Genomic DNA, 21197 nt, shown 5'->3' on the forward strand with positions numbered 1-21197 from the left:
CTTGCCGACGAAATGGGCGCCCAGCGCCCCCGTTTTCCTACATCCCTTCGAGTTCGGCCATAAGGTCACTGAGCCGCTCGACCTTGCCCTCATCCAGCGCAGTGCCCTGCAGCCCACGCACATACTCAGCCAGCTCTTCGACCGTACCGCACTCGAACATCGCCCGCAGGGGCACGTTCAGCCGCAGCTGTTTCTGCACCCGCGAGGCAATCTGCGTTGCCAGAAGCGAATGCCCGCCCAGCTCGAAGAAGTTGTCGTGCACCCCTACCCGCTCGGCTTTGAGCACGTCGGCCCAGATACCGGCAAGCACGCCCTCCAGTTCGTCGCGCGGCGCCAGGTATGCCTGACTGTGCTGGCCGCCGATCTCAATGACCGGCAGGGCCTTGCGGTCGAGCTTGCCGTTGGCATTGTGCGGCAGGCTGTCGAACCAGGCCCAGTGCAGCGGCACCATGTAGTCCGGCAGGTCGGCGCGCAGGCGTTGCTTGACCTGCTCCAGCAGCACGGCGTCAGCCACGACACCCTGATGGGCGACCAGGTAACCGACCAGATGCTTGCCGTTGACTCCGTCCTGCACGCCAACCGCGGCATCGCGGATTTCGACCTGCTCGTGCAGGCGGGCTTCGATTTCACCCAGCTCGATGCGGTAGCCGCGGATCTTCACCTGGTGGTCGATACGGCCGACATATTCGAGCACACCGTCCGGGCGCTGACGTGCCAGGTCGCCGGTTCGGTACAGACGCTCGCCCGGCGCGCCGTGCGGGTGCGGGATGAACGCCAGCGCAGTGCGCACCGGGTCACCGACGTAGCCACGGCCCACCCCGGTACCGGCAACACACAGCTCGCCCACCGCGCCCAACGGCACCAGCGCTTGATCCTCGCCATAGAGGTACAGGCGGTTGTTGTCGGTTGGTGTACCAATCGGCAGGTAGCTGCCCCGGGTCGAGGCAAGGTCGACGCGGAAGAACGCTACATCATCGGAACACTCTGCCGGGCCATAGGCGTTGACCAGGCCGATGTGCGGGTAGCGCTGCAGCCATTGCGCAGCGAGTTCCGGCGGCATGGCTTCGCCCGTTGGCAGCATCCAGCGCAGGCCATCGAGCGCCTGGTGATCGCTGGCCAGCATGCCCTGGATCAGCGACGGTACGCTTTCCAGCACAGTGATGCCAGTGGCCTGCACATGGGCCAGCAAGCCCTGCGGATCGTGCGCGATGGCGTTGGGCACGATCTCGACCCTGCCCCCGAACAAGGGCGCAGCGAGGAACTGCCATACCGAGATATCGAAGCTCTGCGAGGCGGTCTGGGCGATCACATCATGCTCGCTCAGTGCCAGGTAAGGCACCTTGCTCAGCTGGTTGTTGAGCATGCCGCGCTGCTCGACCATTACCCCTTTGGGCAACCCGGTGGAGCCTGAGGTGTAGATGACATAGGCGAGGTTGCCCGGCCCACTGTGGATGCCGGGGTTGTGGCTGGCACTATTGCTCGCCTGGATGTCCTCCCACACCAACAGGTGCGGCCGCGCCACGCCCGTCAGTGTGTCGAGCAACTGGCGGGCTTGCTCGGCACAGGCCGCGCTGCACACCAGAACGGGTGTGCGGCTGAGCTCGACGATGCGCTGCAGGCGCGCCGATGGCAGGCCTGGGTCCAGCGGCAGGTAGCCCGCGCCCGCCTTGAAACTGCCAACGATCATGCCAAGCAGCGGCAAGCCGCGCTCGGCCAGCAGCGCGACCGGCTGATCGATGGCGACCCCCGCTGCGACCAGCGCATGGCCCAGGCGGTTGGCCGCCAGGTTCAGCCCGGCGTAGTCGTAGCTCGCCTCCAGGCAACGGGCCACGGTGCGTTCAGGGTGCGCAGCCACCTGCGCCTCGAACTGCGCAACGTAGCTCTGCTCCAGCGCGTAGGCATGCTCGGTGCGGTTGCAGTCCTCGAGCAGGAAGCGCTGTTCATCGTCACCCAGCAGTGGCAGCTCGCTTACCTGCCCTTCAAAACCCTGCGCCAGGGCCAGCAGCAAGCGCTTGAACTCGGCCAGCAGGCGTTCGACGGTGGGGAAGTCGAAGTAGCGCTGGTCGAACGACAGGTGCAGCCCCAGGTCGTCGCCTGGGTAGCACACCGCGGTCAACGGGAAGTTAGTGTGGGTACGGCCCGAATCGGAGCTGGCGTTCAGGTGCTGGGCATGATCGAGCACGGCGGTTTCCACCGGTGCGTTCTCGAACACGAACAAGCTGTTGAACAGCGGCTGGCCCTTGGGCAGTTCGCTGCACGCCTGGATCGTCACCAGTGGCAGGTACTCGTACTCGCGCAGCTCCATGTTGCGCTCCAGCAGGCTTTGCAGCCACTGGCGCACACTGCATCGCTGGCCTGGTTCGGGCAGTTGTACCCGCAGGGCGATACTGTTGATGAACAGGCCCACGGTGCGTTGCATCTGCGGCATGCTCACCGGGCGCCCAGCCACGGTGACGCCGAAGGCCACGTCGCGATCACCGCTGTAGCGCGCCAGCACCAGCGCCCAAGCCGCCTGGGCAAAGGTATTGATGGTCAACTGGTGAGCCTGGGCCAGCTCGCGCAGGCGTACGCCGTCGCTGACCGCCAGGCGTGTGTGGCAGTCGCCGACCACCATGCCGTCACCGGCATGATCGTTGCGCAACGGGCGGTCGCTGGGCAGCGCCGTGGCGCGTTCGAAACCGGCGAGGTTGGCCTGCCACCAGCCACGGGCATCATCCAGGTCCTGGCGTTGCAGCCAGCCGATGTAGTCGCGGTAGCGCGGTGGCACCGGCAACTGGGCCTGACGCCCGTCGCCCAACGCCTGGTAGATCTCGAAGAAGTCGTTCATCAGCAGCGAGCGGCACCAGGCATCGATGAGGATGTGGTGGTTGCTCATCATGAACCAGTAGCGTTGCTCGTCGACCCGTACCAGGCGCAGGTGGAACGGTGCTTCGCGCAGCAGTTCGAAACCGGCCTCGCGCTCCTGCTTGTGCAGCGCTTGCAGGCGCTGTTCCTGGGTCGTCTCGTCAAGGCCGCGCCAGTCCTGATAGTCCACCGGCGTATGGCCCGGTTTGTGGATGATCTGCAGCATTGCTTCGCCCGCGTTCCAGCAGAACGACGCGCGCAGCGCCTCATGGCGCGCGACCACGGCCTGCCAGGCCACGGCGAAGCGCTGCGGGTCAAGGGCGCTGTTGATGCGGTAGCGGTCCTGCATGTAATAGATGCCAGTGCCCGGCTCCAGCAACGTGTGCAACAACAGGCCCTCCTGCATCGGCGTCAGCGGATACACGTCCTCGATGTGGGCGGCGGGAACCGGCAGCGCGTCGATCTGCTCCTGGCTCAGGTGAGCCAACGGGAAGTCAGACGGGGTAAAGCTGCCGTTGCCATCGACCAGGCAGTGAGCGACCACGGCCAGCAGCTCCTGGCGATACGCTTCGGCCAATCGTGCAATGGTCTGCTCGTCGAAGCGCTCGGTGCTGTAGGTCCAGCGCAGCTGCAACGCCCCGCCGTAAACCTGGCCGTCGACGCTGAGCCAGTTTGGCAGCGGCGCTTCCAGGTCATGGGCCAGGCCCGCAGGTGCGTCCAGTGGCTGGAACAAGGCAGCGGCGTCGAACTGCTGGTCGAACTGGCCCAGGTAGTTGAAGGTAATCCGCGCCTGCGGCAGTGCCGCCATGCGTTCACGCCCGGTTTCGTCAGCCAGGTAGCGCAGCACGCCATAGCCCTGCCCCTTGTGGGGGACCTGACGCAGTTGTTCCTTGATCCGCTTGATAGACGTGGCACGCGCGCCCTCGTCCTGGCCCGTGTGCGGGCTCAAGCGTACTGGGTAGGCGCTGGTGAACCAGCCGACACTGCGGGTCAGGTCCATATCCTCGAACAGGCCGTCGCGGCCATGGCCTTCGAGCTGCACCAACACTTCATCGTCGCCGGTCCAGCGGCACAGGGTGCGCGCCAGGGCGGTCAGCAGCAGATCGTTGACCTGGGTGTGGTAGGCCGCCGGAGCCTGCTGCAGCAACTGGCGGGTCTGGTCCACGTCCAGGCCGATGGTCAGGGTATTGGCATGCCGGTGCAGGTTGCCACCTTGCGTGTGATCACAGGGCAGTTCGTGGCGCACGTTGCCCAGTTGCCCCTCCCACCAGCTGAGCTCGTCACGCAGCGAATCGCTGCCGGCATAGCTGGCCAGGCGCGCGGCCCAGTCGGCCAGGGCATGGGTCTTGGCCGCCAGCGGCTGGCCATGGTACAGCGCCTGCAGGTCTTCGAGCAGTACACGCCAGGACACGCCGTCGACCACCAGGTGATGAATCGCCAACAACAGGCGCTGGGCGCCTTCGCCGTCACTGACCAGCAAGGCACGCAGCAACGGGCCGCGCTCCAGGTCGAGGCTACGTTGTACGTCGGTGTACAGCGCCTGGCAGTCATCGAGGTCGGCCACCGTGGCGGTCCACAGCAACTGCTCGCTGGCGGGTGCGGCGAAGTCGCCCTGCCAGCGGCCATTGGCCTGGGTGAAACGCAGGCGCAGGCTGTCATGGTGCGCCACCAATGCGGCCAGAGCCGGTTCCAGGGTGGCTGCAGCCAGCGGCTGGCGTGCCTCCAGCAGCACAGCCTGGTTCCAGTGCTGGGGGTGGGTGACGTCACTGTCGAAGAACCAGTGCTGGATCGGCGTCAGGCCGCTGTGCCCCTGACGCAGGCCTTGTTCGATGGCGCTCGGTGCCTCGCTACGGCTGACCACGGCAGCCAGGGTCTGGATGGTCTGGTGCTGGAACAGGTCACGTGGGGTGAACTGCAGGCCAAGCTGACGGGCCCGGCTGACCACCTGGATGGACAAAATCGAATCGCCACCCAGCTCGAAGAAATTGTCCTGCACGCCCACCTGGGAAACGTTGAGCACATCGCGCCATACCTGCGCCAGTTGCACCTCCAGGGGGTTGCCCGGCGCCTGGTAGTGTTGGCGCGCCTGCTCAAGATCCGGCAGCGGCAAGGCCCGGCGATCGAGCTTGCCGTTGCCCATCAGCGGCAGGCTGCCCAACAGCACCAGGTGTGCCGGCACCATGTAGTCCGGCAGGTGCTGGCGGGCATCGGCCTTGACCGCTTCACGCAGGCGGGCCTGGGCCTGGCTGTCGGCGCCGGCCTGTTTGCACACCAGGTAACCCACCAGTTGCTTGCCACCGGGCAGGTCCAGGGCCAGCACCACCGCCTCGTCGACATCGGCATGTTCCTGCAGGCGGCTTTCGATTTCGCCCAGTTCGATGCGGAAGCCGCGGATCTTCACCTGCTGGTCGGCACGGCCGACGTACTCCACCAAGCCGTCGGCGCGCAGGCGCACCAGGTCGCCGGTACGGTACAGGCGCCCACCGTCGTGGCTGAACGGGTCGGCGACAAAGCGTTCGGCACTTAACCCGGGGCGGTCGTGGTAACCCTGAGCCAGGCCGGCACCGCCGACATACAATTCACCGATGCCACCTTGCGGCAGCAAGGCCAGGTCGTCGTCGAGGATATAGGCGCTGCGCGCCCCGATCACCCTGCCGATCGGCACACTGCCCGCGTCGCCGGGCAAGGTGTCCGGGGCCTGGCAGGCCAGTGGCATGACCACCGTCTCGGTCGGGCCATAGGCGTTGAAGCACTGCTGCGGGGCAAAGGCCTGTCGGATCCGTTGCAGGTGCTCGCCCGTCAGCGCTTCACCGCCAGTGATCACCAAGCGCACTGGCAACTGCTGGCCTTGCCCTGCCAGGTACTGGGCCAGCTGGCTGCCGTAGCTTGGGGTGAAGCCCAGGATGCTCACCCGTTGCTCGCGCACCAGTTGGCAGATGTCCTCGGCGCCCCATTGGCCCTGGGCACGCAATACCACGCGGGCACCACAGAGCAAGGGCACCAGCAAGCGTTCGCTGGCAGCGTCGAAGTTGATCGAATAGAAATGCAGTTCGCAGTCGTCACTGCGCATGCCGAAGGACGCAATCACCGCCTGGCAATGCATGGCGATTTCACCGTGGCTGACCACCACGCCCTTGGGTTTGCCGGTGGACCCGGAGGTATAGATCAGGTAGGCCTGGTGCTGCGGCAGGTTGAGGTTGTCCAGCGGCGCATCGCTGTACGCCGACAGGCTGTCGGCATCGTCCTCCAGGCTCCAGCGCGCCACTCCCTCGGGCAGTTCGCCGAGTGTGTCGAGCAACGTGCGCTGGCTAAGCAGCAGGCCGATGCGGCTGTCCTCGATCATGTAGCGCAGGCGATCGAGTGGGTATTCCGGGTCCAGTGGCACGTAGGCGCCACCGGCCTTGAGAATGGCCAGCAGGCCGACGACCATTTCCAGCGAGCGCTCCAGGGCCAGGCCCACCCGCACCTGCGGCCCCACACCGCGCTCGCGCAAGGCACGGGCCAGGCGGTTGGCCTGTTGATCAAGCTCGGCGTAGCTCAGGTGCTGGCCTGCAAAGGTCAATGCACCGGCGTGCGGCGTGCGCGCGGCCTGGGCGGCAAACAGGCCATGCAGGGTGTGGTCGAGGGCGACGTTGTGCTCGCCCTGCAACTGGCTGACCAATGCCTGCTGTTCGGCGTCGGCCAGCATCGGCAGTTCACACAGGCGTTGCTGCGGGTCGTCGAGCAGGCCCGCCAGCAACTGCTGCCAATGCTCGGCCATACGCGCGATACGCGGCTCGTCGAACAGGTCGCGGCTGTAGGTCAGGCAGCACCCCAGGCGGCCGTTGAGGTCGGTCACCTCCAGGTACAGGTCGAACTTGGTGGCGCTGGCATCGTTGACCAGGTAATCCACCTGCATGCCGGCCAGTTCACGGCTTTGCTGGAAGGCCCAGCGCTGAACGTTGCACATTACCTGGAACAACGGGTTGTAAGCGCTGCTGCGGGGCGGTTGCAGGGCCTCGACCAACTGGTCGAACGGCAGGTCCTGATGCGACTGAGCTTCGATGGCAGCCTGGCGTACCTGCTCGAGCAAGGTGGCAGCGGTCATCTGTCCGTCCAGCTCGCAGCGCAGGACCTGGGTGTTGAGGAAGGCGCCGATCAGCCCTTCGCTTTCCGGGCGGATGCGGTTGGCCACCGGCGCGCCGATGCGCAGGTCGCGCTGGCCGCTGTAGCGGTGCAGCAACGCGGCCAGGGTGGCGGTCATGGTCATGAACAGGGTCAGCCCGCGCTGGCTGTTGAACGCGTGCACGCGGGCGGCCAGTGCCGGGTCGAGGTCGAAACGGAACAACTCGCCCCGGTGGCTCTGAACGGCCGGGCGTGGACGGTCAGCGGGCAGGGCCAGCACCGGGTGTTCATCGCCCAGGCGAGCCTTCCAGTAGGCCAGCTGTCGCGCGCCCTCGCCGCTTTCCAACCACTGCCGTTGCCATACGCTGTAGTCCAGGTACTGCACCGGCAGCGGTGCCAACGGTGACTCACGGTCGTCGACGAAGGCTTCGTACAGCTCCCCCAGTTCGCGGGCGAAGATATCCATCGCCCAGCCTTCGGTAACAATGTGGTGCAGGGTCAGCACGAAGTAATGTTCGCGCTCCTGGGCCTTGACCAGGCAGGCGCGCAGCAGCGGGCCGCGCTCCAGGTCGAACGGCTGGTGCGCCTGCGCATCAGCCAACTGCTGCAGGCGCTGCTGGCGGCTATCGGCTGGCAAGGCGCTGAAGTCCTGCCAGTCCAGCTGCACGGTACTGTCGTCGGCCACGCACTGGTACGGCACACCGTCGATGGCAGGGAACGTAGTACGCAGGGTTTCGTGGCGCACGATCAAGGCTTGAAGCGCGCGTTCGAAGGCATCCACGTGCAACGTGCCGCGCAGGCGCGCCATGCCGCCGACATTGTAGGCCGGGCTGTCCGGCTCCATCTGCCAGAGGAACCACATGCGCTGCTGCGAATACGACAGGGGGACTGCCTGGCGGCGGTCGACCCGGGCGATCTCGCCTTGCAGGTTGTGCTCACCGGCCTCGCGGATGCGTGCGATCTCGGCACAGAAGGCGGCCAGTTCACTGGCCTCGAACAGCACCTTCAACGGCAGCTCGACATCGCACGCCTGGCGGGTACGCGAAACGATCTGGGTGGCCAGCAGCGAGTGGCCGCCCAAGGCGAAAAAGTCGTCGTGCAGGCCCACGCGCGGCAGGTTGAGTACCTCCCGCCAGATGGCCGCAACCTGCTGCTGCAGCGCAGTCTGTGGCTCGATATGCTCACGCTGGTGCCAGACCGGCGCAGGCAGCGCCTTGCGATCGACCTTGCCGCTGGGCCCCAGGGGCATGTGGGCCAGAGCAATCAACTGCGCCGGTACCATATAAGCGGGCAGCCGCTCGGTCAGGTTGGCCAGCAGCGTATCGGCCTGCGCGGGGCCGCTGTAGTAGCCGACCAGTTGCGCTCCGACGCCATCCTGGTGGATCAGCACCAGCGCCTGCTCGACACCCGGCTGGCCAAGCAGGCAGGCCTGGACCTCTTCAGGTTCGACACGGAAACCACGCACTTTCACCTGCTGGTCGAGGCGACCCAGGTATTCCAGGGCTTCGGCCTGCACGTGCCAGCGCGCGCGATCGCCACTGCGGTACAGGCGTTCGCCATTACCGTCCGGCTGGGGCACGAAGCGCTCAGCGGTGAGGCCTGGGCGGCCCAGGTAGCCACGGGCCAGGCCCGCACCGCCCAGGTACAACTCACCCGGCACGCCGGGGGCGGCCAGCGCCAGCTCGGTGTCGAGCACTCGACAGGTCACGTTGCCCAGCGGGCGGCCGATCGGCGAACGCACGCCGTCCTCGGCCCGGCAGTGCCAATGGGTGACGTTGATGGCGGTTTCGGTCGGGCCATAGCGGTTATGCAACTGCACCTGCGGCAGCCGTTGCAGCACACGGTCGCGCAGGCTGGCCGACAGGGCCTCGCCACCCGAGAACAGCCTTCGCAAGCTGGTGCAGCCGGCGCAAAGGGGCTCTTGCACGAATACCTGCAACAGCGGCGGCACGAAGTGCAGCGTGGTCACCCCATGCGCTTGCACCAGCGCGGCGATACGCTGCGGGTCGCGGTGTTCGCCGGCGCCAGCCAGCACCAGCTTACAGCCGGTGATCAACGGCCAGAAGCACTCCCACACCGACACGTCGAAGCTGATCGGCGCCTTCTGCATCAATACATCGCTGTCATCCAGCGCATAGGTGGCCTGCATCCACTGCAGGCGCTCGGCCAGGGCCGCGTGGGTATTGCCCACGCCCTTGGGCTGGCCGGTAGAACCGGAGGTGTAGATCACGTAGGCCAGGTTGTCACCGTGCAGGTGCAGGCCGGGTGCGTGGCTGGGCCAGCTGTCCAGGTGCAACTGGTCAAGGGCAATGGCGCTGACACCCTCAACCTGCGGCAAGGCGGCGAGGTTGCTGCTGTTGCTCAGCAGCAGGCCGGCTTGGCAATCGCGCAGCATGTAGGCCAGGCGCTCGGCCGGGTAGTCAACGTCCAGCGGCACATAGGCGCCACCGGCCTTGAGAATGGCCAGCAGGCCGATCAGCAACTGCGGCGAGCGCTCTACGGCGATGGCCACGCACGTGTCGGGGCCGACACCTTTGTCTCGCAGGTAATGGGCCAGGCGATTGGCCTGCTGGTGCAATTCGGCGTAATCGAGGCTGCCGCCGTCCCATGCCAGGGCGATGCGTGCTGGCGTCTGCCGTGCCTGTTCGTTGAGTTGCTCGACCACCAGGCGCTGCGGTCTTGGCGCAGGGGCCTGCCCCCAGGCCACCAGGTGCCGACGGCCTTGCTCATCGAGCAAATCAACATCGCCCAGGGCCAGCTGTGGTTGCACGCACACCTGTTCGAGCAAGGCCAGCAAGTGCTGGGCCAGGCGCTTGACGGTGCTGCCTTCGAACAGCTCGGCCGCATAGTCGAACGCCAGGCTCAGGCGGCCCTGGTGGTCTTCTTCGCTGTGCAACTGCAGGTCGAACTTGGCTTCCCGGCTGTGCCATGGCAGCTCCTCGGCGAGCAAGCCCGGCAGGCGGCGCAGGGCCGAAAGGTCGCGTTGCTGGTGGTTGAACATGACCTGGAACAGGCCCTGTTCGCGTGCACCGGGCAACGCTTCGAGCAGTTGTTCGAAAGGCAAGTCCTGGTTGGCCTGGGCCTCAAGAGTGGCCTGGCGTACCTGGGCCAGCAGGTGCGCGAACGGCAGGCGGCCATTGACGTGCGCACGCAGCACCTGGGTGTTGATGAAGAAACCGACCATGCCTTGGGTTTCCTGGCGCGGGCGGTTGGCGTTGGGCACACCGACGCGGATGTCGGCCTGCCCGGTGTAACGGTGCAGCAAGCCTTGCCAGGCCGCCAGCAACACCATGAACAGGCTGGCATTTTGCTCGCCCGCCAGGCCATTGAGGGCCTCGGTCAATGTGGCCGGTACTTTCACGGTCAACCGTGCGGCGCGGTTTTCATGCTGGCTGGAACGCGGGTGATCAGGGTGCAGGTCGAGCACCGGCAGGTCATCGCCCAGGCGGCCTGTCCAGTACGCCAGTTGCCGTACGCTTTCGCCTTCGGTCAGCCACTGGCGCTGCCAGGCACCATAGTCGGCATAGCCCATCGGCAGCGCCGCAAGAGACGCCTCGAGGCCTTGGCATCGGGCGGCATATAGCTTGGCGAACTCATCGAGCAAAATGTTCAGCGACCAGCCATCAGCCACGATGTGGTGCAACGTCACCCACAACTGGTGGTCATCGTCATCCAGGCGCACCAGGGTCACCCTCAGCAGCGGGCCTTGGGTCAGGTCGAACGGTTGCTGTGCGTGCGCTTCGCGGCGGGCGGCGACGTCGGTGGCTGGCACTCCTTCCAGGTCCAGACGGTGCAGGGTGAACGGCAGTGCGGGCAGAATGCGCTGCAGGGCCTGGCCGTCATCTTCGCTGAACACCGTGCGCAGCGACTCGTGGCGTGCTACCAGCGCCTGGAACGCGGCGTCCAGCGCCGCCGGGTCCAGCTCGCCGCGCAGGTGCAGGCCGGCAGGAATGTTATAGGCCGCCGATTGCGGCTCCAGTTGCCACAGCAGCCAGAGGCGGTTCTGCGCCAGCGACTGAGGCAACGCCTGGCCACGGCCAAGCGAAGCGATTGCAGCGCTCTGGCCCCCGCCTTGGGCGGTGATTGCCGCCACAGCGGCACTGTATTCGGCCAAGGTCGGCGCTTCGAACAAGGTGCGCAGGCTCAGGTTGATACCCAGTTCATCTGCCAGGCGCGCGGTGACCTGGGTGGCGGCGATGGAGTTGCCACCCAGCAGCAGGAAGTGGTCGTGCGCGGCAACCGATTCGGCCTTGAGTACTTCGCGCCAGACGGCGGCGATGCGGGCCTGCAGGCCATCGCCCACACCGGTGGCATCGGCCGGCTCAGCGGCTGTGGGAAAACGCGCGTAGCAATCCAGGCTGCCATCGTTCATCCGCAGGCGGCAGGCCGAGCGCTGCAACTTGCCGCTGGAGGTCTTGGGCAATGCGCCCGGGTTGAGCAACAGGACTACCGCCGGCGCCTGGCGGCAGGCATCAGCGATGACTTGGCGCAGGGTCTTGATCAGCGCCTCGGGCTGGACCGTCTTCTGCACGTTGCGGCTGATTTCCACCGCAACCCCAATCCCCTCCTCGCCCTGATCGTCGACAGCAAATACTGCCACACGGCCTTTGCGTAGCAGCTCGACTTCACGCTCCAGGGTTTTTTCCAGGTCTTGAGGGTAGAGGTTCTGACCGCGCACGATCAGCATGTCCTTCAGGCGCCCGGTAACGAACACCTCGCCTTCGCGCATGAAGCCCAAGTCCCCCGTCCGCAGCCAGGTCTGACCTTCCATCTCGACGAACGTCTGCGCGCTGGCCTCTGGGTTACGCCAGTAGCCCAGGGCGATGCTCGGCCCGGCGGCCCAGATCTCGCCCACCTGGTTATCCCCCAGCACCTGCCGATGCTGCGGTTCGACAATACGTACCGCATGCCCCGGCTGGGGGAAGCCGCAGCTCATCAGCACACTGCCCTTGCCGGCTTCTGCGCGGTTGGCGGCGAAGGCTTCGCCGTCCAGCTCCAGCGCACCGATGCCCTGGCCTCGGCGGCTGCCGCTGACGAACAGGGTGGCTTCGGCCAGGCCATAGCTGGCGAAGAAACTGCTGGGTGCAAAGCCGCAGGCGGCAAATTTTTCGGCGAAGGTGTCGAGGCTGTCCTGGCGGATCGGTTCGGAGCCGGAATAGGCCACGCGCCAGTGGCTCAGATCAAGGCCCGCCAAGGCTGCCTCACTGACCCGCTCGCTGCACAGGCGATAGGCAAAATCTGGCCCGCCGCTGATGGTGCCGCCATACTCGCTGATCGCCTGCAGCCAGCGCAGGGGCCGGGCGAGGAAGTAGCCTGGCGACATCAGCACGCACGGCACACCACTGAAAATCGGCTGAAGCAGCCCGCCGATCAGCCCCATGTCGTGGTACAGGGGGAGCCAGCTGACGATGACGTCATCGGGATTGAGATCGATACCGAACCCGTGCCGGATCAACTGCTCGTTGGCAACCAGGTTGCCGTGGCTGACTTGCACGCCTTTGGGCAGCGCGGTGGAGCCGGAGGTGTACTGCAAGAAGGCAATGTCATCGCCCGCCAGGGCAGGCTCCTGCCAGGCACTGGCCAACGCCAGGTCAAGGCCATCGACCGCCAGCAGTTCGGGGGCGCTTTCGCGGGCCAGGGCTTCCAGGCCCTGCAAGCTGTCGTGCAGCGCCGACACCGTCAGCAGCAGGCGCGGTTCGGCGTCGTCGATGATCGACAACAGGCGCTCCTGGTGATGCTGGCGCGAGGACTCTGGCGGATAGGCCGGCACGGCTATGACACCGGCATACAGGCAACCGAAGAATGCCGCCACGTAGTCCGGGCCACTGGGAAACAGCAGCACCGCGCGATCGCCGAACCCGGCCCGGGCCTGCAAGGCCGCGGCGATGGTGCGCGCGCGCATGTCCAGGTCCCGATAGCTGAGCACCGCCTGCTCGCCGGGGGCATCGGCCAGAAAGCGCAAGGCGATGCGGTCCGGGGTCTGCGCGGCTCGTTGCATCAAGGCCTGGACCAGCGAGAGCGGGAGTTCGAAGGCGTCCGTCATGGGGTGTTCCTGCCAGTGTCTGGGTAAGTCGGCCCGGCTGCCCCGCGCACGGTTGGCGGGCAGCGTTCAGGAGCCGGATGTACACAGGGGAACGGATGGGCAGGGCAAGAAATTACCGTGTAGCCGGGTGATCCCGCAGGCAAGGGCGTTGCACCTTCATCGCCCGCCGCCCCCCTCTTCCCAGGCAAGCCGACGGCGCCCGCTTAGAACTGAAACTAATGGATACTCATTAACTTTCGTATTTGACAATCATTATCATTCTGAATAGTTTGTCGCACGTCGTAGGAAGCTTCCCTGTCCGGGGTGCTCCTATTCCCCCCCGAGACAAGGTGATTTCCATGGCGGAACAACTATCCACAAGTAAGTGCGATTCACCATTACTCCAAGCATTCGTCGACAACCGCAGCATCCTGGTCAAGATCGCAGCCCGCATTACTGGCTGCCGCTCCCGTGCCGAGGACGTGGTGCAGGACGCCTTCTTCCGGCTCAGCGCAGCCCCGCAGATCACCTCGTCGTTCAAGGCCCAGCTCAGCTACCTGTTCCAGATCGTGCGCAATCTGGCCATCGACCATTACCGCAAACAGGCGATGGAGCTGAAGTACTCCGGCAGCGAGGAGGAAGGCCTGAACGTCGTCATCCCGAACGCCTCTCCCGAAGCCACGCACATCAACCTGGCAGCCCTTGAGCACATTGCCGAGGCGCTGAACGAACTGCCGCAGCGTACCCGTTACGCCTTCGAGATGTACCGCCTGCACGGTGTGCCGCAGAAGGACATTGCCAAGGAGCTGGGGGTATCGCCGACACTGGTCAACTTCATGATCCGTGACGCGCTGGTTCACTGCCGCAAGACGGCCAGCCGGCAGGCCTGATCGTCCTGCACGGCCTCTTCATTCGCGGGAAAACCCGCTCGTACAGGCCTTCACCGCATCGCTGCAGTGCGGGCCTGAATGAGCGGGTTTACCCGCGAAGGAGCCCATTCGATAGATCAGACCAGCCTGCAACGGTCGAAAAACCGCTCCCGCCCCAGAATCATCAGCGCTGCACGCTTGTGCGGGAAATCGAATTCCTTGTCGCAATGGAAGCACTGGTCATGCATGTAGCCGATCATCTTGCCATTGTCGGCACGCGGTTCGGCCACCACCCGCTGGGTGCGAGGGTCATCCAGGAACAAGTAGTGCACCAGCGCTGACAACCAGCTGGCGACCTTGTGCGGGCCGCGGTGCATCTCTTCCCCGACCAGCATATGGATGCCGCGGTCATAGTCATCTGCCGGGTAAAACGGCGCGATGCGATCTTCCTTGGCCCAATAAGCCTCGAAATAAGCGAACGGCTGATCATCGAAGCAGCCGATCAAGGTCACGGTGTGCGGGTCGGCCTCGAGCTTCGTCAGGTATTCACGGTGCTGCTCCAGTGAGCCGCCCTCCTGCCAGAACTTCTCCACACGCGGGTTGTTCTGCCAGCGGTTGAAGCGCTCCAGGTCCTGATCGATTTCCAGGGTGCGCAACGAAACCCAGCTACCCAGGCGTGCATCGAAGCGCCGGTACACCTCGCCACGTGGCTTGGGCGCGCGGCGAGGGTGGCGCTTGCCATTGCTGATCTGCATCTGCTGCGGATAGGCATCGCCGACCGGCTGGCCGAGCCAGGGCTGTGGCAACTGCCAGAACACCGTGCGCTCGCACAGGTACACGCCGGGCTGCTCGGTGATGAGCAACAGGCCACTGGCGAGGGTTTCAGGGACTGCCTCTGGCAGGTGCCAGGCCAGACGCTGGCGGGCCGGGTCACGCGACAGCAGCCAATAGCAGGCCGCCCACAGGGCCTGTTGCGGGCGCTCGGGGCAAAGGCGCTGAAGGTGCACTGCCAAGGTTTCTGCAGGTTCCAGGCGCACCTGGATCAACGGCTGGCCCTCAAGGGTAAGGCTCAACCAACAATCGCCCTCTTCGGCAGCCAAGCTGCGCCAGCGTGGCGGTGAAAGGGGCTGCGAAGCGGCATCGAACGGCATGGGCAGTGCTCACGGCAAATGAAAGAAAGGCTCACTCCGGAAAACGTGGTCGCCACCAGGGAATTTAGTCGTGAGGCGCTTCGACGGTGATTCGGTAGGGCTGGAAGATACGGCTCAGCTCACCCGTATCGCGCAGGTAACGTAGCAGCGCGGCAAATCGCTGGCCACTGATGGGCGCATCAGGGCGCAACAACGCGTAGTGGTGGTAGACCTGGTCAATGCGCGTCGAAGCGATCAACTGGTTGAGGCTGGCCGGGTTGCGCAGCAGAAAGTCGCTGAGGTACGAGCGGGTGACCAGCGCGATGTCGGCGCGACCGACCTGGACCATCAGCAAATTGCTGTCATGGGAATAGGTCAGCGTTGCGTTGTAGGTGCTGCGCAGGTATTTCGGGTCCGGATTAAAGCCGGCAAACGCGTAGTGATAGCCATTGAACAAGGCCAGCCGCTTGCCGGCCAGGTCGTCGAAGTAGTGCTGATCGCGGCCATCGATCTTTCTGGCCACAAACACTTCGGCGTCTTCCAGGCCCATGTCCACTGCCTGGTGGGGAATGTGCTGCCAGCCCCACTCAGGGTTTTCGAAGATGGCCATGTCGGTGCGGCCTTGCTGCAAGTCGCCAAAACGCCGCTGAATGGACGTGGGCACCAGCACGAAGCGGTAATCGGGCTGCAAGCGGTTCAATGCCTCGACCAGTTGAGGCAACAAGCCAGTATCAGCGCCTTGTTCAGGGCGCACGGTGTACGGTGGAAAGTGCGCGGCGCCAATCTTTACCTCGATGGCGTCACCAGCCCATACCGGCACCGCCAGCCATACTGCGGCCAGCAACAACAAGGTGGACAGAGCCTTCAGGCCGGGCGCTGGGGTCAAGACGGACACTCATCACGGTTCTTACCTGGATGCGTCTAAGCTAGGCGTTTTCCCGGCAGGGTACAACCGCTGGTTATGCCAAAGTGAGGGCATTTTGCCAGGGGATGCCGTGTGCCCACACATTGGCTACGCTGCTCTAGCATGTATGGCGAGGGAGCCTGGTATGGGCCACTGGTTGGTGATCGACCTGGAAGCCACCACCGATGACGGTGGCTGGCCGGTCACGGAGATGGAAATCATTGAAATCGGCGCCAGCCTGGTGACCCGCGAAGGCCGCGAAGTGGACCACTTCCAGCGCTTCGTGCGGCCCCGGCGACGGCCACAACTGACGCCATTCTGTCGCGAGCTGACGCACATCAGCCAGGCCAACGTCGACAGCGCCGCGGCGTTCCCCGAAGTGTGGGCGCGCTTCGAGCGCTGGCTTGGCCACCACCGCGGGCAGTTGCAGGCCTGGGTCAGCTGGGGCGACTACGATCGCCAGCAACTGCTGCAGGAATGGCAACACCATCACGTCGACAGCCTGTTGCGCCAGCTGCCGCACATCAACCTCAAGCAGCGCTTTGCCAAGGCCCGCCACTTGCAGCGCCCGGCGGGCCTCAACGGCGCCCTGCAGTTGGCCGGGATGCACTTTTGCGGGCAGCAGCACCGGGCCCTTGAAGATGCGCGCAATACGGCACGGCTGCTGCCGCTGAGCCTGCCGAGCCCGTGAACCCAGGGCCGTGAAAGCAGATGACGGGGCGGATGGGCTTGGGCATACTGGCCAGCCCTTTTTCACCCCCTCTTTTTCTGGAGTCGCCCTATGTTCAAGGTCAACGAGTACTTCGATGGCACCGTCAAGTCGATCGCCTTCGAAGGCAGTGAAGGTCCGGCTACCGTCGGCGTCATGGCACCGGGCGAATACGAGTTCGGCACTGCCAAGCGCGAAATCATGCACGTGGTGTCCGGTGCGCTGACCGTGAAGCTGCCAGGCAGCGACAACTGGGAAACCTTCCATGCAGGCGACAAGTTCAATGTTGCCGCCGACAGCAAGTTCCAACTCAAAGTCGCGGTAGACACCGCTTACCTGTGCGAGTACCGCGACTAAGCGATTGCCTGCACCGGCCCTATCGCCGGCACGCCAGCGCCCGCAGGGCATGACCTGTGTGAGCGCCGGCTTGTCAGCGATGAGGGCAGCACTATTTCAACAGGAAACCCGCCACCTGCTCAGCCGCCGCCTGCAGATGCTGTTCATGGCTGAACCCCGACGCCTTCAGCGGCTTCAGGTCATGATCCCCTGACACCAGCCAGCTCACCTCAATCGACGGTGACAATGCATACCCCTGCACCGCCTCCCGATTCCCCAGTGCATCCCGCTCGCCCTGCACGATCAATGTGGGTGTCTGCAAGCCTGCCAGGTGCTCGACCCGCGGTTTTTCCGGTTTGCCCACTGCATAGAAGGGATACCCCAGGCATACCAGCGCATCGGCGCCGAGTTCGTCGGCCAACAGGCTGGCCATGCGTCCGCCCATCGACTTGCCACCCACCGCCAGCCTGCCCGCGACCAAAGGTCGCACCTGCCGGTACACATCGCGCCAGCATTCCAATAGCACCTTCTGCGGATTGGGCGGCCGCTTGCCGCCACTGACCCTGCGTTCGGCCATGTAAGGGAATTCGAAACGAACCACCCCTACCCCAAGCGCCGCCAGCCTTTGCGCCATCTCGTTCATGAACCCACTGTCCATCGGCGCGCCTGCACCATGGGCCAGGATCAGACACGCGCAAGGGGCATCGCTGCCCTGATTCTGTGGAAGATCGCAGTGCAAGCCTGGGACATTTCTGATCTTCGCCCATTGATCCCCGTCAATACCGGCACATTGCCCATTACTCATGCTTGCCTCGCTGTATAGCCTGCCAAATAAACCGTGGATGGGAACCCATACATGAACACAACCAGCAGTACCGCCTATAACTACAAGGTGGTCCGCCAATTCACCATCATGACGGTGGTGTGGGGAATCGTCGGGATGGGGCTCGGCGTCTTCATCGCCGCCCAGCTCGCCTGGCCTTCCCTGAACTTCGACCTCCCCTGGACCAGCTTCGGCCGCCTGCGACCCCTGCATACCAATGCGGTGATCTTCGCCTTCGGCGGCTGCGCCCTGTTCGCCACCTCCTATTATTCGGTGCAACGCACCTGCCAGACCACCCTGTTTTCACCGAGGTTGGCCGCGTTCACCTTCTGGGGCTGGCAACTGGTGATCCTGCTCGCGGCCATCAGCCTGCCGCTGGGGTACACCAGCTCCAAGGAATACGCCGAGCTGGAATGGCCGATCGACATCCTGATCACCATCGTCTGGGTCTGCTACGCCATCGTGTTCTTCGGCACGCTGATGAAACGCAACACCAAGCATATCTATGTCGGCAACTGGTTCTTCGGCGCGTTCATCCTGACCGTGGCGATGCTGCACATCGTCAACAACCTGGAGCTGCCGGTCAGCCTGACCAAGTCGTACTCCATCTACGCCGGGGCTACCGATGCGATGGTGCAGTGGTGGTACGGCCACAACGCGGTGGGCTTCTTCCTCACCGCTGGCTTCCTGGGGATGATGTACTACTACGTGCCCAAGCAAGCCGAACGCCCGGTGTATTCCTATCGGCTGTCGATCGTCCACTTCTGGGCACTGATCACCCTGTACATCTGGGCCGGCCCGCACCACCTGCACTACACCGCGCTGCCCGACTGGGCACAGTCGCTGGGCATGGTGATGTCGTTGATTCTGCTGGCACCGAGCTGGGGCGGCATGATCAACGGCATGATGACCCTGTCCGGTGCCTGGCATAAGTTGCGCAGCGACCCGATCCTGCGCTTCCTCGTCGTCTCGCTGGCGTTCTACGGCATGTCCACGTTCGAAGGCCCGATGATGGCCATCAAGACGGTCAACGCCCTGTCCCACTACACCGACTGGACCATTGGCCACGTACACGCCGGCGCCCTCGGCTGGGTGGCGATGATCTCCATCGGCGCGCTGTACCACACCATCCCGAAAGTGTTCGGCCAAGAGCGCATGTACAGCCTGGGCCTGATCAACGCGCACTTCTGGCTGGCGACCATCGGCACCGTACTGTACATCGCCTCGATGTGGGTCAACGGCATCGCCCAGGGCCTGATGTGGCGCGCGGTCAACAGTGACGGCACGCTCACCTACTCGTTCGTGGAAACCCTGGTAGCCAGCCACCCTGGCTTCATCGTGCGCTTCGTTGGTGGTGCGATCTTCCTCAGTGGCATGTTCCTGATGGCCTGGAACACCTGGCGCACCGTGCGTGCCCCGGCCATCGATGCCGCCCCTGCCAACGCGCAACTGGCCTGAGGAGACCTGCCTGATGAAACATGAAGTCATCGAGAAAAACGTCGGCCTGCTGGCCCTGCTGATGGTGTTTGCCGTCAGCATCGGCGGCCTGACGCAGATCGTCCCGCTGTTCTTCCAGGACGTGACCAACAAGCCGGTCGAAGGCATGAAGCCTTACACCGCGCTGCAACTGGAAGGCCGTGACATCTACATCCGCGAAGGCTGCGTGGGTTGCCACTCACAGATGATCCGTCCGTTCCGCGCCGAGACCGAGCGCTATGGCCACTACTCCGTGGCCGGTGAAAGCGTGTGGGACCACCCGTTCCTGTGGGGGTCCAAACGCACCGGGCCGGACCTTGCCCGGGTAGGTGGGCGTTACTCCGACGACTGGCACCGTGCGCACCTGTACAACCCGCGCAACGTGGTACCGGAGTCGAAGATGCCGTCCTACCCGTGGCTGGTGGCCCAGCAGGTCGACAACAGCCACACCGACATCAAGATGCGCACCTTGCGCACCCTTGGCGTGCCCTACACCGACGAGGACATTGCCGGTGCCCGCGACGCGGTCAAGGGCAAGACCGAGATGGACGCCCTGGTGGCCTACCTGCAGGTGCTCGGCACCGCGATCAAGAACAAGAGGTAAGTGCGATGGAACTGGACATCGGCATGATCCGCGGCCTGGGCACCCTGGTAGTGATGATCGCCTTCATCGGCCTCTCGCTCTGGGTGTTCAACCGCCGCCGCGACCGTGATTTCGCCGAAGCGCGCCTGCTGCCCTTCGTCGACGACCGCCTGCCCCCTGCCGGGCAGGACACTGCCAAGAGGCCCGTTTTGAGGAACGTAAGTCAATGACTACCTTCTGGAGTACCTACATCAGCGTACTGACCATCGGCAGCCTGATCGGCCTGACCTGGCTGCTGCTGTCGACCCGCAAGGGCCAGAGCAACAGCACCACCGACCAGACCATGGGCCACAGCTTCGATGGCATCGAGGAGTACGACAACCCATTGCCCAAGTGGTGGTTCTGGCTGTTCGTCGGCACCTTGGTGTTCTCGGTGGGCTACCTGATCCTTTACCCGGGCCTGGGCAACTGGAAAGGCATCCTGCCCGGCTACGAAAACGGCTGGACCGGCGCCAACGAGTGGCAGAAGGAAATGGACAAGGCTGACGCCAAGTTCGGCCCGATCTTCGCCAAGTACGCCGCCATGCCAGTCGAGGAGGTGGCCAAGGACCCTCAGGCATTGAAGATGGGCAGCCGCCTGTTCGCTTCCAACTGCTCGGTATGCCACGGCTCCGACGCCAAGGGCGCCTACGGCTTCCCCAACCTGACCGACAACGACTGGCGTTGGGGCGGCGACCCCGAGACCATCAAGGCGTCGATCATGAATGGCCGCCACGGTGTGATGCCCGCGTGGGCCGAGGTAATTGGCGAGCAAGGCGTGGCGGACGTCGCGGCCTATGTACTGACCAACCTCGACGGACGCAGCCTGCCCGAAGGGGTCAAAGCCGACGTGGCCAAAGGCAAGGAGATCTTCGCCGGCAACTGCGTGGCCTGCCACGGGCCTGAGGGCAATGGCACACCCGCCATGGGGGCGCCCAACCTCAACCATCCGCAGGCGTTCATCTACGGCTCGAGTTTTGCCCAGCTGCAGCAGACCATTCGCTACGGCCGCCAAGGGCAGATGCCGGCCCAGGCGGACATTCAGGGCAATGACAAGGTCCACCTGCTGGCGGCCTATGTCTATAGCCTGTCGCAAAGCGCTGAAACCGTAACGGCCGAGTAACACCCCGGGGCCGCTGCGCGGCCCCACCCCTCCTTGCACCCCCTCCGAACAGAACTAAGCTTGTTGCCTCAGTGGGCTTCGCTGCCAGTCCAGCGAAGCAGACGCGGCGCATAGCCTGACGCCGCCCGCAAAAAGTTTGACCGTTCGATCAGAAAAAGACGAAAAACGGTACACATTACAAATATTTATTTGTGTACAATCGCCCAAACCCTATTGCTGCGGGACACCGGCAAAA

At 64.6% G+C, this 21197-nt stretch carries 11 protein-coding genes; 7 read left to right on the forward strand and 4 right to left on the reverse strand.

Annotation, left to right across the window (positions count from 1 at the left end; all coding sequences use genetic code 11):
• Positions 1-37 precede the first annotated feature (37 nt).
• Entirely contained in the window at positions 38-12991 is a 12954-nt protein-coding gene (locus APH34_RS04320; RefSeq protein ID WP_054899947.1) for a non-ribosomal peptide synthetase, read from the reverse strand.
• 338 nt (positions 12992-13329) lie between these two features.
• Between APH34_RS04320 and APH34_RS04325 the strand changes: the two genes are divergently transcribed.
• On the forward strand, positions 13330-13860 hold the full coding sequence (locus tag APH34_RS04325) for an RNA polymerase factor sigma-70 (protein WP_054884092.1): 531 nt from the start codon (positions 13330-13332) through the stop codon (positions 13858-13860).
• Positions 13861-13976: 116 nt separating this feature from the next.
• On the opposite strand, the gene APH34_RS04330 is transcribed toward APH34_RS04325, so the two are convergent.
• Positions 13977-14990, reverse strand: a complete 1014-nt coding sequence (locus APH34_RS04330; RefSeq protein WP_054899948.1) for a GNAT family N-acetyltransferase — start codon at positions 14988-14990, stop codon at positions 13977-13979.
• A gap of 64 nt (positions 14991-15054) precedes the next feature.
• Positions 15055-15855: an ABC transporter substrate-binding protein gene (locus tag APH34_RS04335; RefSeq protein WP_054899949.1), complete on the reverse strand. Its 801-nt coding sequence runs from the start codon at positions 15853-15855 to the stop codon at positions 15055-15057.
• A 163-nt stretch (positions 15856-16018) separates the two neighbouring features.
• Here APH34_RS04335 and APH34_RS04340 point away from each other — a divergent pair, with 163 nt between their 5' ends.
• Together APH34_RS04340 and APH34_RS04345 are read left to right on the forward strand one after the other, a co-directional pair.
• A complete protein-coding gene (locus APH34_RS04340; protein ID WP_054899950.1) occupies positions 16019-16564 on the forward strand; it encodes an exonuclease domain-containing protein in 546 nt (181 codons plus the stop codon).
• A 90-nt stretch (positions 16565-16654) separates the two neighbouring features.
• Entirely contained in the window at positions 16655-16939 is a 285-nt protein-coding gene (locus APH34_RS04345; protein WP_054899951.1) for a pyrimidine/purine nucleoside phosphorylase, read from the forward strand.
• 91 nt (positions 16940-17030) lie between these two features.
• Here the strand turns inward: APH34_RS04345 and APH34_RS04350 are convergent, their stop codons facing one another.
• On the reverse strand, positions 17031-17723 hold the full coding sequence (locus APH34_RS04350) for an alpha/beta family hydrolase (protein ID WP_054899952.1): 693 nt from the start codon (positions 17721-17723) through the stop codon (positions 17031-17033).
• Between the two features lie 51 nt (positions 17724-17774).
• Between APH34_RS04350 and ccoN the strand changes: the two genes are divergently transcribed.
• Genes ccoN through ccoP form a run of 4 tightly spaced genes read left to right on the forward strand, consistent with a single transcriptional unit; the run spans position 17775 to position 20962 of the window.
• Positions 17775-19199, forward strand: coding sequence for a cytochrome-c oxidase, cbb3-type subunit I (gene ccoN / locus APH34_RS04355; protein ID WP_054899953.1), 1425 nt, complete (start codon positions 17775-17777; stop codon positions 19197-19199).
• Between the two features lie 13 nt (positions 19200-19212).
• Positions 19213-19821, forward strand: a complete 609-nt coding sequence (ccoO, locus tag APH34_RS04360) for a cytochrome-c oxidase, cbb3-type subunit II (RefSeq protein ID WP_054900114.1) — start codon at positions 19213-19215, stop codon at positions 19819-19821.
• Between the two features lie 5 nt (positions 19822-19826).
• The gene (locus APH34_RS04365; RefSeq protein WP_054899954.1) at positions 19827-20030 is read left to right on the forward strand and encodes a cbb3-type cytochrome c oxidase subunit 3; all 204 of its coding nucleotides are present in this window, start codon (positions 19827-19829) and stop codon (positions 20028-20030) included.
• A complete protein-coding gene (gene ccoP / locus APH34_RS04370; protein ID WP_054899955.1) occupies positions 20027-20962 on the forward strand; it encodes a cytochrome-c oxidase, cbb3-type subunit III in 936 nt (311 codons plus the stop codon). The genes APH34_RS04365 and ccoP overlap by 4 nt, the downstream gene beginning before the upstream one ends.
• Positions 20963-21197 lie beyond the last annotated feature (235 nt).

Origin of the sequence: Pseudomonas sp. NBRC 111131, assembly GCF_001320525.1 — a bacterium.
GTDB lineage: Bacteria > Pseudomonadota > Gammaproteobacteria > Pseudomonadales > Pseudomonadaceae > Aquipseudomonas > Aquipseudomonas ceruminis.

What these genes read in the sequence shown, in the direction of transcription:
- APH34_RS04320 (WP_054899947.1), bottom strand. Translation starts at nt 12,991, where the DNA reads ATGACGGACGCCTTCGAACTCCCGCTCTCGCTGGTCCAGGCCTTGATG.
- APH34_RS04325 (WP_054884092.1), top strand. Translation starts at nt 13,330, where the DNA reads ATGGCGGAACAACTATCCACAAGTAAGTGCGATTCACCATTACTCCAA.
- APH34_RS04330 (WP_054899948.1), bottom strand. Translation starts at nt 14,990, where the DNA reads ATGCCGTTCGATGCCGCTTCGCAGCCCCTTTCACCGCCACGCTGGCGC.
- APH34_RS04340 (WP_054899950.1), top strand. Translation starts at nt 16,019, where the DNA reads ATGGGCCACTGGTTGGTGATCGACCTGGAAGCCACCACCGATGACGGT.
- APH34_RS04345 (WP_054899951.1), top strand. Translation starts at nt 16,655, where the DNA reads ATGTTCAAGGTCAACGAGTACTTCGATGGCACCGTCAAGTCGATCGCC.
- APH34_RS04350 (WP_054899952.1), bottom strand. Translation starts at nt 17,723, where the DNA reads ATGAGTAATGGGCAATGTGCCGGTATTGACGGGGATCAATGGGCGAAG.
- ccoN (WP_054899953.1), top strand. Translation starts at nt 17,775, where the DNA reads ATGAACACAACCAGCAGTACCGCCTATAACTACAAGGTGGTCCGCCAA.
- ccoO (WP_054900114.1), top strand. Translation starts at nt 19,213, where the DNA reads ATGAAACATGAAGTCATCGAGAAAAACGTCGGCCTGCTGGCCCTGCTG.
- APH34_RS04365 (WP_054899954.1), top strand. Translation starts at nt 19,827, where the DNA reads ATGGAACTGGACATCGGCATGATCCGCGGCCTGGGCACCCTGGTAGTG.
- ccoP (WP_054899955.1), top strand. Translation starts at nt 20,027, where the DNA reads ATGACTACCTTCTGGAGTACCTACATCAGCGTACTGACCATCGGCAGC.